Raw genomic sequence first — 13,430 nt, forward strand, 5'->3', positions numbered from 1 at the left:
GCCTTGCGACCTTCATCCCCACTTTTATCGGCGTCACGCTGATATCATTCGCCTTCATCCGCTTGCTGCCCGGCGACCCGATCGTCGTCATGGCCGGTGAGCGCGGCATTTCCGAAGAACGCTATCTCGAACTGCAACAGCAGTTCGGCTTTGACCGGCCGATCTATGTGCAGTTCTGGGATTACTTCACCGGCGTGATACAGGGGGATTTAGGCACGTCCTTCGTGACCAAACGCCCGGTTTGGGATGAGTTCTTCTCACTCTTCCCCGCCACGCTGGAGCTGTCGCTCTGTGCGATGATCTTCGCCGTGGCCTTAGGCCTGCCCGCAGGGGTGATCGCGGCGGTGAACCGGGGCAAGTTCTTTGACCGGGCGCTGATGTCGACCGCGCTGGTGGGCTATTCGATGCCGATCTTCTGGTGGGCCTTGCTGCTGATCATCGTCTTTTCCGGCAATTTGGGCTGGACCCCGGTCTCGGGCCGGATCGACCTTCTTTACTATTTCCCCAATGCCACCGGCTTCATGCTGATCGACAGTCTCGCCTCGGGGCAGGACGGGGCCTTCCTCTCGGCGCTGCGGCACCTGCTGCTGCCGACCATCGTGCTGGGGACCATCCCGCTGGCGGTGATCGCGCGGCAGACCCGTTCGGCGATGCTTGAGGTTTTGGGCGAGGATTACATCCGCACCGCCCGCGCCAAGGGCATGTCGACGGGCCGGATCAACGGCATCCACGCCCTGCGCAACGCGCTTATCCCCGTCATCACCGTGATCGGCTTGTCGGTCGGCACGCTGCTGGCGGGCGCCATCCTGACCGAGACGATCTTTAGCTGGCCGGGCATCGGCAAGTGGATGGTCGATAGCATCTTCCGCCGTGACTACCCGGTGGTTCAGGGTGGCCTTCTGCTCATCGCCGTCATGGTCATGGTCGTGAACCTTACCGTCGACATGCTCTACGGCATCATCAACCCCAAGATCAGGAAACGCTAATGGACGACGCACTCTCTGCCGAAGCCGAAATGGTGCACGACCGCCCCGGCCGCTTGCGCGAATTCTGGTTCTATTTCCGTGAAAACCGCGGGGCCGTGATCGGCCTGTGGATCTTTGCCATCTTCGCCGTGCTGGCGCTGTTCGGCCCGTGGATCGCGCCGCATGATGCGACCGAGCAGTTCCGCTCGGCCATCCTGCAACCGCCCGCGTGGCAAGAGGGGGGGACGTGGAACCACATCCTCGGGACCGATCCTCTGGGCCGGGACATGCTCTCGCGGCTGATCGTCGGCGCGCGCTATTCCTTCTTCGTGGGCATCGTGGTGGTGACCATCGCCGCCTCGGGCGGGATCATCATCGGCCTCATCTCGGGCTTCGCGCCGAAATGGGTCGACACGATCATCATGCGGATCATGGACATCATCCTCGCCTTCCCGTCGCTCTTGCTGGCGCTGGTGCTGGTGGCGATCCTTGGGCCCAGCCTTACCAATGCGATGATCGCCATCGCCATCGTGCTACAGCCGCATTACGTGCGTCTGACCCGCGCCAGCGTGATCTCCGAGCGGCAGAAGGACTATGTCACCTCGGCCCGCGTCGTCGGCGCCAGCACGCTGCGGCTGATGGTCGTGACGGTGCTGCCGAACTGCCTTGCGCCGATCATCGTGCAGGCCGCGCTGTCCTTCTCGACCGCGATTCTTGACGCCGCCGCCCTGGGCTTCCTCGGCATGGGCGCACAGCCGCCCACCCCCGAATGGGGCACCATGCTGGCCGAGGCGCGCGAGTTCATCCTGCGCGCATGGTGGGTCGTGACTTTCCCGGGTCTTGCGATCCTCGTCACCGTGCTGGCGATCAACCTCATGGGCGACGGTCTGCGCGACGCCCTCGATCCGAAACTGAAGCGGAGCTGATTGATGTCTCTATTGCGTATCCGCAACCTCTCGGTCGATTTCGCCACTGCCTCGGGCAAGTTCCGCGCGGTCGACAGTGTCGATCAGGATGTCGACACCGGTGAAATTCTTGCCATCGTCGGCGAAAGCGGCTCGGGCAAGTCGGTCTCCATGCTGGCGCTGATGGGGCTGCTGCCTTGGACCGCCACCGTCACCGCCGATGAGCTGACCTTCGACGGCCACGACCTGCTGACCATGGACAAACGCGCCCGGCGTAAGATCGTCGGCAACGATCTGGCGATGATCTTTCAAGAGCCGATGTCCTCGCTCAACCCCTGTTTCCCGGTGGGCTGGCAGATCAAGGAATCCCTGCGCGTGCATCTGGGCCTGAACCGGGCCGAGCGGCACAAGCGGGCCATTGAGCTGTTTGAACAGGTCGGCATTCCGGACCCGGAAAAGCGCCTTTCGGTCTTCCCGCACCAGATGTCGGGCGGGATGAACCAGCGCGTGATGATCGCCATGGCGATTGCCTGCAAGCCGAAGCTTTTGATCGCGGATGAGCCGACGACCGCGCTCGACGTGACCATTCAGGCGCAGATCCTCGACCTGCTGACCTCGCTGCGCGACGAGACGGGCATGGGGCTGGTGCTGATCACCCATGACATGGGCGTGGTCGCCGAAACCGCCGAGCGCGTCAGCGTGCAGTATGCCGGTCAGAAGATCGAGGAGCAGCAGGTGCTGCCACTCTTCCGCGAACCGCACCATCCCTATACGGCGGCGCTGCTGGACGCGCTGCCCGAGCGCGCCACTGAGAAACGCCTGCCGACGATCCCCGGCGTGGTGCCCGGCCAGTTCGACCGGCCCGCGGGGTGCCTCTTCTCTCCGCGCTGCAAGTTCGCCAACGATAAATGCCGCGCCGAGAACCCGCCGCCCTTGGGCGAGGATCTGGGCAAGGCGCGTTGCTTCTATCCGCTCAACACCAATGAAAGGGCCGCGTCATGACCGCCCCCGTAATGACCGCCGACGCGCTGCAGCGTCACTATCAGGTTGGTGGCGGCTTCCTGCGCAAGACCCAGACGCTCAAGGCCGTCGCGGGCCTCGATTTCGAACTGCACCCCGGCAAGACGCTGGCCGTGGTGGGTGAAAGCGGCTGTGGCAAGTCCACACTGGCGCGTATGGTCACGATGATCGAAGAGCCGACCGCAGGCTCGCTGACACTCGACGGCAAGCCGGTGCGGCCCGAGGATTGGGCCGACCTGCGCCAGCATGTGCAGATCGTCTTCCAAGACCCCTATGGCTCGCTCAACCCACGCCAGCAGATCGGCACGATCCTGCAAGAGCCGTTGGTCATCAACCGCAAGGACATGTCCAAGAAAGAGCGCGAGGAAAAGGCGCGCGAGATGCTGCGCCTCGTCGGTCTGCGGCCCGAGCATTACGACCGCTACCCGCATATGTTCTCGGGCGGGCAGCGCCAGCGCATCGCGGTGGCGCGCGCGCTGATGCTCGACCCCAAGGTGCTGGTGCTGGACGAGCCGGTCTCGGCTTTGGACCTGTCGATTCAATCGGCGATCCTGAACCTGCTGGTGGACCTGCAGGAAAAGATGGATCTGGCCTATCTCTTCATCAGCCACGACCTGTCGGTTGTGCGCCATGTGGCCGATGACGTGATCGTCATGTACCTCGGCCGCGCGGTGGAGAAGGGGCCGAAGGACGAGGTCTTCGACAATCCGCGCCATCCCTATACGGCGGCACTTCTGTCGGCCACGCCGCGCGCCGACCCCGAAGGCGGCAAGGAGCGGATCAAGTTGCAGGGCGAGCTGCCCTCGCCGCTGGCGATCCCCGAGGGCTGCCCCTTCGCGCCGCGCTGTTGGAAAGTGCAGGATGTTTGCCGCAAGGAGCGCCCCCCGTTGGAGGGCGCACCGCATCCGGCAGCTTGCTACTTCCCCGTCGACGAATGAGGCGGGCGCGGGTGGCTCAGACCACCTGCGCCACCACGCCGATGCAATCGCCCATCTTGACCAGCCCCGGCACATGCCGGGCGGTTAGGATGCCGCTAAGCTGCGCATGGGCGAGGATCGCTGGCTGACCGCTGCGGTCGCTGGGCCAGAGCCGGGCGATGGGCTGGCCCTCGGTCACCGCGTCACCCAGATCGACCAGCGGCTCCAACAGGGCCGTGGTCTCACTAAAGGTGAAGCAGCGCCCGTCGGGCATGTCGAGCATCACGCTTTCGGCCACCTCCGGCTCCCCTTGCAAAATGCCCGCATGGATCAGCAAGTTGCGCGCGCCTTTGCGCGCCACGGCGATGCTCTTGGCCGTCGATGTGCCCGCGCCCCCCAACTCGGTGGTGACAAAGACCTTGCCCTGCTCCTCGACCTCGGTGTCGAACATGCCGCGGTTGTCGATCTCTAGCATTTTCATGGAGTAGGGCGCGTTGAACGCCTCCATCGCGGCCATGCAAGCGGCCTCCTGCCGCTTGTCGGGCAGGATATGCGCGGCGGCGAAGGGCAGGAAATCCAGCGTCCGCCCGCCGGAGTGGTAATCCAGCACGATATCGGCCAGCGGCACCAGTTCGGTGGCGATGTAATGCGCGATCTTCTGGGTCACCGTGCCGCCCGGGCTGCCCGGAAAGCTGCGGTTCATATTGCCCCCGTCGATGGGCGAGCAGCGTCGGCCTGCGGCGAAGGCGGGTTGGTTCATCATCGGCAGGATGATGACGCGACCCGAGACCTGCGCCGGGTCCAGCGTGGCGGCCAGTTCCTGCAAAGCGATCGGGCCTTCGTATTCATCGCCGTGGTTGCCGCCGGTGAGCAGCGCCGTGGGGCCGTCGCCGCCATTGATGACGGTGATGGGGATCATCACGGACCCCCAAGCGCTGTCGTCGCGGCTGTAGGGCAGGCGCAGGAAACCGTGATGCGCGCCGGGTTGGTCGAGCGAGATGGTCGGGGTAATGGGATTGCTGGTCATGCGGAAACAAACAACTTTCGCGGTGTGGTGCAGAAACATTCATGGCCGGTCTCGGTGATGCGGATCGGCTCGGTGATCTCAAGCCCGCCATCGTCAAGCCAAAGCGCGGGCATGAAATGGAAGGTCATGCCGGGCTCTAGGATCGTCTTGTCGCCACGGCGGAAAGAGATGGTGCGCTCCCCCCAGTCGGGCGGGTAGCTGATGCCGATGGCATAGCCGCAGCGGCTGTCCTTCTCGAATCCCGCCTTGTTCAGCGTGGCGTTAAAGGCATTGGCGATATCCTCGGCCCGGTTGCCGGGTTTGGCCTGTTCGAGACCCGCGTCAATCGCATCCAGCACGGCGTTTTCCGCATCGCGGTATTTCTGCGGCACATCGCCAAAGAACAGCGTGCGCGACTGGGGGCATTGGTAGCGCCGATGCGCGCCTGCGATCTCAAAGAAGGTCGCCTCATTGGGCTGCATGGGGCGGTCGTCCCATGTTAGATGCGGGGCGGTGGCATCCATGCCCGAGGGGGCCATGGGCACGATGGCCGGATAGTCCCCCCAGAACCCCTGTGCGCCGCGAATGCCGGTGGCATAGATCTCGGCCACCAGATCGTTCTTGCGCATGCCGGGCACGGCGACTTCGAGGATGCGGACGTGCATTTCCTCCACGATCCGCGCAGCGCGTTCCATATATTCGATCTCGCGCTCGGATTTCACCGCGCGTTCCCAGTTCACCAACGCCGTGGCATCCATGAAGGTCGCCTTGGGCAGTTTGGCCTTGAGCGTGTCATGGGCGCGGGCGGAGTAATAGTAGTTGTCCATCTCGACGCCGATGCGCGCCTGTTCCAACCCCATCTCGCTCAAGAGGGTTGAGAGGTCTTCCATCGGGTGTTTTTCGGGATTCTGGACGTAGGTATCGTCATAGCCGCGAATGCAGTCGTCCTCCATGAAGACCGTCCGCCGGGCACCGAGCGCGTCCATGCCACGGCCCCACCAGACCGGCTCCCCCTCATGGGTCAGGATCACCGCTTGGTAGACATAGAACGACCAACCGTCATAGCCCGAGAGCCACGACATGTTCGACGGATCGCTGACGACGATCGCATCGAGATTGCGCGCGGCCATGGTCTTGCGCGTTCGGTCGACCCGGCGCTGGTACTCGCTGTTTGTAAAATTCGCCTCATAAGTGGTCATAGGCCAGCCCCTTTCATGTCTGGTTACCCGAATAATGCGATCCGGCCAGAGGGGCCGGGATCACGGAATGATGCCTTGTGCATGGGCGCTTGGCATGTCGCAGTCGAACAGACGGCCATAGCCATCGGGGCGGCCCGAAAGCCCGCCCATCCGTTGCAACGCCCAGCACAGCGCTTGGTTAGAGGTCACGACGGGCTTGCCCAGCCGTGCTTCGATCCGGTCGATCACGTCAACGCCGCGCAGGGAGGTGCAGGAGAGGAAAAATGCCTCTACTTCCGCGCCATCCAGCGCAGCGGCGCCGTTTATGATGCTTTCGTCGTCGATCCGCGCCATGTCGCGGTCGTCTTCCAATGCGAAGGCCCCGTTGCGCATGACCTCTAGCCCCTGATCGTTGAAATAGGTGGCCAGCGGCGCGGCAGTTTCCGGCAAATAGGGGGTCAGCATCGCCACCCGCGTCACGCCAAGCGCGGCAAAGCCCGCGATGGCGGCAGAGGCGGGGGTGATGACGGGCACGCCGGGCAGCCCCTCGCCAATCGCCTCGCGCACCGCCGGGTTGCCGATGGCGACCGAGGCCGAGGTGCAGCAAAAGGCGATGGCCGACAGCTGAATGCCCGGCACCAAGAGCGCCGCGGTGCGGGCCATATCGGGGGTCATGGCGCGCAGCCGTTCGGGGGTGGTGGGGTTCTCAAAGGCGATCCGGGCCACATGCAGCGCGGCCTGCGCCGGGTCGATCAGCCGCGCGGCGTCGCGTTCAAAGGTCATGTCGGTCGACAGCAGCATCGCCCCCAGCCGCACGGGGTCATCTTCACGCAAACGGCAATCAAGCGTCTCGCTTTGCACAGGGGGTGTCACCTGAATATTCCTTTGACCTAGACGACAAGCACGGGGCATTTCGCGAGCCCCGTAACCTTGTGAGAGACCGAGCCCAAGAGATAGCTGTCGCCCGTGGCACCAAGGCCGCGCGAGCCGATGACGATCAGGTCAACCTCATGTTTCTTGGCAAATTCCGTCACCGCCCGCGCGGGGCGGCCAGAGCGGACGAAGGCGCGGACATTCTCGACGCCCGCGTCTTTCATCAGTTGCTTGCCGTGGGTGATAATCTCGGTCGCATGGGCCTGCATCGCGTCGTCGATATTGCCCGGATCGTTCACCCGCACCATCGAGAGCGACGCCTCCAGCATTGAATGATGCCGGTAGATCGTCAAAAGCGTCACCTTCGCCCCGGTCAGCTTGGCCATCTCTGCCGCCTTCATCAGCGCGCGGTCGGCATTCACCGAGCCGTCATAGGGGGCGAGGATATGGGTGAACATGACGCTCTCCTCTTATTTCGCAAAGGCCAGATCGCGCAGGAACAGGGCGATCTGCGGGAAAAAGATCAGGGCAACCGAGACACTCAGCAGCATGATGATGAAGGGCGGGGTGCCGCGGATGACCTCCATATAGGGCCGTTTGAAGACCGCGATGGCGGTGAAGATGTCACAGCCAAAGGGCGGTGTGGCCGAGCCGATGGCGACTTGCAGCGTGATGACGGTGCCGACCAGCACCGGGTCGAGGCCGACCGAGTCCACCACCGGTGCGAAGATCGGCACGAAGACGAGGATCACGACAATGGGGTCCACGAACATACAGCCGATGAAGAAGGCCGCCGAGATCACGAAGAGCACGCCAATCGGCCCCATGCTGTCGATCCCGATGCCGGTCAGCACCGCTTGCGGAATCTGCGCGAAAGAGATCACCCAAGAGAATGCCGCACCCGCGGCGACGAGAATGAAGACCACAGCGGTGATCAGCCCGGTCGATTTCGCGGTTTCATAGATGCCGGCAAAGTCGATTTCCCGAAAGACGATCATCTCAAGGAAAATGGCATAGAGCACGCAGGCCGCCGCCGCTTCAGTTGGGGAGAAGACACCGCCGTAGATGCCGCCGATGATGATCGCCGGGAAGCCCAGCGGCCAAAGCGCTTGGCGCACCGCGCGGAAACGCTCGCCCCATGTCGCTTTCTCTTCGGTGGGGACGTTATGGCGGTAGGCGTAGATCACGGAATAGACCGAGAAGAGCGCGAGGATCAGCAGCCCCGGCCCGATGCCCGCGATGAAGAGTTCGGCAATCGACGTGTTGGAGACGACGCCGTAGATGATCATCCCGATGGAGGGCGGGATCAGGAAGGCGATGTCGGAGGAGTTCACGATCAGCGCCAGCACGAAACTGTCTTTGTAGCCCGCCTTGAGCATCCGGGGCCGCAGCGGCGAGCCGACGGCGACGACCGTCGCCTGTGTGGAGCCCGAGACCGCGCCGAACATGGTGCAGGCCGCAGCGGTGGCGACCGCGAGACCGCCCTTCATATGGCCGACGAAAGACATCACCATATCGATCAGCCGCCCGGCGGATTGGCCCCGTGTCATGATGTCGGCGGCAAAGATGAACATCGGCACGGCGATCAGCGAGGCGGGGCGCACCCCCGCCATCATCTGCTGCACCATCGTCTCAAGCTGGCCGAACCCGCCGAAGAGCGAATAGAAACCGACGAAAGCCCCCACGATCAGCGGGATCATCATGGGAAAGCCGAGCAGCAGCAGAACGACCATGACAGAGAAAATGGTGACGGCCATGGCTCAGACCTCCCGCTCGTTGTCGTCGTAGCCTTCGAGAACGCTGGTCGACAGGTAAATATCTGGTTCGATGATGTTTTTGATCGCGGTCAGCAGGTATTGCAGGCCGGTCATGAAAAAGCCGAAAGGCACCCAGACCAGCGTCCACCAGACCGGCACTTGCAGCGCGGGCAGCAGACGGCCGCGTCCGGCTTGGGTCATGATGTATTGCAGGGCGTACCAGGCGAGGCCGAACATGAAGACGGCGGTGACGAAGGCGATGAAGATCATCAGCACTTTGCGCGGGCGCGGGGGCAGGGCGTCGAAAATCGCCGACATGCGGATATGCCGCCCATGCCGCGCGGCATAGGAGATGCCCGCAAAGGTGATGAGAATGATCAGAACGCTGTTCAGTTCTTCGGAAAAGAAGATCGAGCTTTGAAAGACGAAACGGCCCACCACATTGGCAATCGTATTGGCGGCCATCAGCAATACCCCAGCGGCGAGCATTACGGACTCAAGCCAGCTGATCGCGTTGTCGATCGTGCCCAGAGGGCCGGGGAGGGTGGATTTATAGGTGCCCACGGGGGCGTCATCGGTGCCGGTGGTATCTGTCTGAGATTGCAGTTGCGAACTGTGGTTGTCTTCCGTCACCGGCGTCATCCCGTAGATGGTTCAAATGGATCGCGTCAAAATAAGGTCACCCCCCGGCGATGCCGGAGGGTGAGAAAGTCGTTTACTTGACGGCTTCGAGGTCTGCCTTGAATTGGTCAAGAATTTCCTTGCCGCTGTCGCCTGTCATTTCGATGAAGGCTTCTTCAACCGATGCGGCCTTATCTTTGAAGGGCTGACGCTCTTCTTCGGACAGGATGTTGATCTGCATGTCGGGCTTCGCCTTGGCGATGTTATCCAGCGACTTTTCCTGCAGGCCGGACTGGTATTCGAGGATGTATTCGAATGCCGCGTCAGAGGCGTTCTGAACCACCTCTTTGTCTGCGTCGGACAGGCCATCATAGAAATCCTTGTTGGCCATCACAGCGGTGGTGAAGTTGTTGTGGCCGATGCAGGTGATGACCTCGGTCACCTCATACATCTTGGTGGATTCCAGATAGAAGCCGGGGTTTTCCTGACCTTGGATGATGCCGGTCTGCATCGCGCCATAGACTTCGCCCCATGGCAGCGGTGTCGGCGTGGCACCAAAGGCTTTGTAGCTTTCGACCAAGAGCGGGTTGGTCATGACGCGGAACTTGACCTCGTTAAGGTCTTCGGGCGTTTTGACCGGCTCTTGCGTGGTCATGCAAACGTCACCCTCGGGGAACATCTTGAGCAGTTCCAGACCCTGCTCTGCATAAAGCTCGGGGAACATTTCGTTGATGGCCTTGGAGGTGCGGAAGAACTCGAACAGTTCCTCGTCGTCCTGCGGCAGCAGGTAGGGCACGAAGAAGACCTGCGCCTCGGGGATCAGCGCGCCGGTGAAGCCGGGGGACTGGTCCACGAACTGAAGGATGCCGGCCTGCGCCTGTTCCATCGTGTCAACGGATTCACCCAAGGTGCCATAGGGGAAAAGCTGCACTTCGTGGTCGGAGTTCGCTTCGACTTCTTCCTTGAATTTCTGGGCGTATTTGCCCTGCACCTCGTCCAGTGCCTCTTCAAATGCATAGCGCCATGTGTCGGCGGAGGCCGCGCCTGCGACGCTTGTCACGGCTGCGAGGATACCCCCGGTGATAACGGTCTTGAAATTAGCCATCTGTCTCCCTTTCATTTATTGCCCGCGCAGCACAAAGGCCGCAGCGAAACTAATGTCCTGACTGCTAGATCATTTAAACCGATCCCAATCATGTCAATGTGAATATTGATCCATGACAATTTGAGACGCTCTCACAGTCATTCCGCCCTACCCCTGTTGCGTAATCTTGCATCGATCATGCGAATCCCCCGGGCGAATTCAGGAAAGGATTGCCCCCCGATCGAGACGCGAATCCCCGGGTGGCGGTCTGGTGGGCCGATGGCGAAACTGGCCCCATTGGCCACGGCGACCCCGCTTTCGCGGATGGATTTGACCAGTTCGGCCTCTTCGTAAATGTCATGACAGGGCAGCCAGAGGTGCAGCCCGTTCGAACTGGTCCGCATGTCGAGGCCGCGAAACACATTGGCGGCGAAATCGGCGCGGTCGCGCAGGGCCAATTGCTGACGGTTGAGCAGGGTTTCGGCGGTGCCTTCTTCGATCCAGCGCCCGGCGATCTCGGTCATCATATTGGTGGCCATCCAACTGGTCACCATATGCCGGTTGGCCGCCGAGGCGCAGAGGTGATCCGGCACCACCAGATAGCCGACCCGCAGCCCCGGCAGCAGGCATTTGGTGAGGCTGGTGAAATAGAGCACCCGTTCCGGGGCCATGGCCGCCATTGGCGGTGGCGGCGCGTCTTGCAGCGGCCCCCATGACTGGTTTTCGATGATCAGCAGGTCATGGCGTCTTGCCACCTCGATCACCGCAGCGCGGCGGCTTTCGGTCATGGTAAAGGCCAGCGGGTTGGCCCCGTTGGGGATCAGGTAGACGGCCTTCACCGGCTCTTTTGCGCAGACCCGCTCCAGCGCTTCGGGGCAGATGCCGCCCGCGTCGACGGTCACACCTTGCAGGCGGATGCCCAAAAAGCGGGCGAGGGGGCGCAGGGTGTGATGGCCGATGTCTTCGCTGACGATCAGATCGCCCGGTTGCGCCGCGGTCATCATCGCCACGGTCATCGCGCTGGTGCTGCCATTGGTGGGGATCACCGCCATCCCCTCCAGATCCAGCCCGCAGAGCGAGAGCCAGCGCCGCACTGCGCTGCTACTGTCCCCGGCGCGGAGGTCTTGGCGAAACCCGCCCATCATCGCGCGGGGCAGGGAGCGGGCCATGGCGCGGAGTGTTTTTTGCATCGCCTCTTCATGGGCGTGATCCAACACAGGTTTCAGGATCGACATATCCAGCAACCGCCCGGCGGCCTTGCGGCTGACGAAGGGCATGGAGATCTCATCGCTCGCCGCGCGCACGAAAGTGCCGCGCCCGACCTCTCCGACGATTTTGCCCGCCTCAACCAGCTTGTCATAGGCGCGGCTGACGGTCTGCACGCTCAGCGACAGGTCAAAGGCCATCTGCCGCTGCGTCGGCAGGCGGTCTCCGGGTTTGAGCACGCCGTTCTGTATCGCCGTTTCAATCGCCTGAACGAGTGAACGATAGGCAGGGCGGGTCAGGGATCCGGGGTCTGGGCGCCATTTTGTCATGATCTGGATGATCACCACAATCATGACAATTGACAAGTCCGGCATGCGCTCGCATGAAGCGGATATGAGCTTTGTCAAACTCGATAAGCGCGATATCGCGGTGCTGTCGATCCTCTCTCGCGAGGGGCGCATCGCCAAATCCGCGCTTGCCGACAAGGTCAACCTGAGCGCCACCGCCTGCGGCGAACGGCTCTCGCGGCTGGAGGCTGCGGGCATCATCACCGGCTATCAGGCCCATGTCGCCCTGCGCCGCATCGCCCCGCATGTCACTGTCTTTGTGCAGGCCGAATTGGGCAACCATCGGGCCGAGGCATTTCAGCGGTTCGAGGCCGTGATCGCGCAGCATGATGAGATCGTGCAGTGCTGGGCCTTGGGCGGCGGCTTTGACTATCTGCTACAGGTCGTCACCCGCGACATCGACAGCTACCAACGTCTGATGGATGCGCTGTTGGATCAGCAGGCCGGGCTGAGCCGCTACTTTACCTATGTCGTCACCAAATCGGTTAAATCGGCACCGTTGCCGCTGTCGCTGCTGCTGCCCGAGGGCGAAAGCTGAGCCGCCGTAGTTTTTCCGGCGGGCCGGGGGCTGCGCCGCAAAACCTCCTGCCGATCGGCTGATATTCGGTCAAACCCGCGCCGCATCCTGCCTTACCTTTGGGGCAATTCATCCCAAGGAGGTGCCCGATGACCAAGATGATCCCAACCCCCGCCGATGGTCTGCCCGCGCTGACGCGGGGCGCGCTGGCCCGCCACTTTGCCTATGTCGATGGCGCATGGGTCGCGGGGGCGCAGAGCGATGATTTCAACGTGACCGATCCGGCCAGCGGCGCGGTGCTGGGCGCGGTGGCCAAGCTTAGCGCCGAGGACAGCCGCGGCGCGGTGGATGCCGCCCATGCCGCATTTCCCCATTGGTCGGGCCTACTGCCGCAAGAGCGCGGCGCGATCCTGCGCCGCTGGCGCGATCTGATGCTGGAGAACCGCGAGGATCTGGCGCGGATCATGACCGCCGAACAGGGCAAACCCATCTCCGAGTCGCGCGGCGAGATCGACTATGCCGCCTCCTTCTTTGAGTTCTATTCCGAAGAGGCCCGCCGCCCGAACATCGAAGGCGTCACCTCGCATTTGCCGGATGCCGAGGTGGAAATTTGGCGCGAGCCGGTGGGCGTGGCCGCGCTGATCACGCCGTGGAACTTCCCATCTGCCATGCTGACCCGCAAGGCGGGCGCGGCGCTTGCCGCAGGCTGCACCGTGGTGGCGCATCCTTCGGCAGAGACGCCCTTCTCGGCGCTGGCGCTGGCCGAATTGGGCGAACAGGCGGGGCTACCCAAGGGGGTGTTCAACGTCGTCACCGGCGAGGCGCCCGAGATCGTGAAACCGTGGATGGAGGACACCCGCGTGCGGGCCATCTCTTTCACCGGCTCCACCGAGATCGGCAAGCTGCTGTACCGTCAGGCATCGGACAGCGTGAAACGTCTGGTGCTCGAACTCGGCGGCCATGCACCTTTCATCATGTTCGATGATGCCGATATGGACCGGGCCGTCGAAGAGGCGATCAAGGCCAAGTTCGCC

14 protein-coding genes are annotated in these 13,430 nt (G+C 62.8%); 6 read left to right on the forward strand and 8 right to left on the reverse strand.

Annotated features, from left to right (window positions below; all coding sequences use genetic code 11):
* The first annotated feature begins 14 nt into the window (after positions 1–14).
* The 4 genes from FCK22_RS15465 to FCK22_RS15480 are packed head-to-tail and all read left to right on the forward strand — an operon-like array spanning position 15 to position 3,828.
* Positions 15–986, forward strand: a complete 972-nt coding sequence (locus tag FCK22_RS15465) for an ABC transporter permease subunit (protein WP_349237606.1) — start codon at positions 15–17, stop codon at positions 984–986.
* Entirely contained in the window at positions 986–1,891 is a 906-nt protein-coding gene (locus tag FCK22_RS15470; protein WP_067262561.1) for an ABC transporter permease subunit, read from the forward strand. The genes FCK22_RS15465 and FCK22_RS15470 overlap by 1 nt, the downstream gene beginning before the upstream one ends.
* 3 nt (positions 1,892–1,894) lie before the next feature.
* Positions 1,895–2,872, forward strand: a complete 978-nt coding sequence (locus tag FCK22_RS15475; protein WP_067262560.1) for an ABC transporter ATP-binding protein — start codon at positions 1,895–1,897, stop codon at positions 2,870–2,872.
* Positions 2,869–3,828 (forward strand): dipeptide ABC transporter ATP-binding protein, encoded by a 960-nt coding sequence (locus tag FCK22_RS15480; protein ID WP_067262557.1) that lies wholly within the window; start codon positions 2,869–2,871, stop codon positions 3,826–3,828. The genes FCK22_RS15475 and FCK22_RS15480 overlap by 4 nt, the downstream gene beginning before the upstream one ends.
* Positions 3,829–3,844: 16 nt before the next feature.
* Here the strand turns inward: FCK22_RS15480 and doeB are convergent, their stop codons facing one another.
* The 8 genes from doeB to FCK22_RS15520 form a co-directional block, all read right to left on the reverse strand.
* On the reverse strand, positions 3,845–4,834 hold the full coding sequence (doeB, locus tag FCK22_RS15485; protein WP_082851992.1) for a N(2)-acetyl-L-2,4-diaminobutanoate deacetylase DoeB: 990 nt from the start codon (positions 4,832–4,834) through the stop codon (positions 3,845–3,847).
* Entirely contained in the window at positions 4,831–6,012 is a 1,182-nt protein-coding gene (gene doeA, locus FCK22_RS15490) for an ectoine hydrolase DoeA (RefSeq protein ID WP_067262554.1), read from the reverse strand. The genes doeB and doeA overlap by 4 nt, the downstream gene beginning before the upstream one ends.
* A 60-nt stretch (positions 6,013–6,072) precedes the next feature.
* Positions 6,073–6,864 carry an aspartate/glutamate racemase family protein gene (locus tag FCK22_RS15495; RefSeq protein ID WP_067262551.1) on the reverse strand — a complete coding sequence of 264 codons (792 nt, stop codon included), beginning with the start codon at positions 6,862–6,864 and terminating at the stop codon, positions 6,073–6,075.
* A 17-nt stretch (positions 6,865–6,881) separates the two neighbouring features.
* Positions 6,882–7,322, reverse strand: a complete 441-nt coding sequence (locus tag FCK22_RS15500) for a universal stress protein (protein ID WP_067262549.1) — start codon at positions 7,320–7,322, stop codon at positions 6,882–6,884.
* A gap of 12 nt (positions 7,323–7,334) precedes the next feature.
* Entirely contained in the window at positions 7,335–8,621 is a 1,287-nt protein-coding gene (locus FCK22_RS15505) for a TRAP transporter large permease (protein ID WP_067262546.1), read from the reverse strand.
* A 3-nt stretch (positions 8,622–8,624) separates the two neighbouring features.
* Positions 8,625–9,263, reverse strand: a complete 639-nt coding sequence (locus FCK22_RS15510; protein ID WP_197470835.1) for a TRAP transporter small permease — start codon at positions 9,261–9,263, stop codon at positions 8,625–8,627.
* Between the two features lie 73 nt (positions 9,264–9,336).
* Positions 9,337–10,347 carry a TRAP transporter substrate-binding protein DctP gene (gene dctP / locus FCK22_RS15515; RefSeq protein WP_067262544.1) on the reverse strand — a complete coding sequence of 337 codons (1,011 nt, stop codon included), beginning with the start codon at positions 10,345–10,347 and terminating at the stop codon, positions 9,337–9,339.
* Between the two features lie 137 nt (positions 10,348–10,484).
* The gene (locus FCK22_RS15520) at positions 10,485–11,861 is read right to left on the reverse strand and encodes a PLP-dependent aminotransferase family protein (protein ID WP_067262581.1); all 1,377 of its coding nucleotides are present in this window, start codon (positions 11,859–11,861) and stop codon (positions 10,485–10,487) included.
* Positions 11,862–11,883: 22 nt separating this feature from the next.
* On the opposite strand from FCK22_RS15520, the gene FCK22_RS15525 reads away from it, so the two are divergent.
* Positions 11,884–12,417, forward strand: coding sequence for an Lrp/AsnC family transcriptional regulator (locus FCK22_RS15525; protein WP_231886306.1), 534 nt, complete (start codon positions 11,884–11,886; stop codon positions 12,415–12,417).
* Between the two features lie 128 nt (positions 12,418–12,545).
* A partial coding sequence (locus FCK22_RS15530) for an aldehyde dehydrogenase family protein (RefSeq protein WP_211243570.1) occupies positions 12,546–13,430 on the forward strand: 885 nt, incomplete at its 3' end.

Source organism: Sulfitobacter sp. 15WGC (assembly GCF_005068605.1).
In the GTDB taxonomy this organism is placed as follows: domain Bacteria; phylum Pseudomonadota; class Alphaproteobacteria; order Rhodobacterales; family Rhodobacteraceae; genus Sulfitobacter; species Sulfitobacter faviae.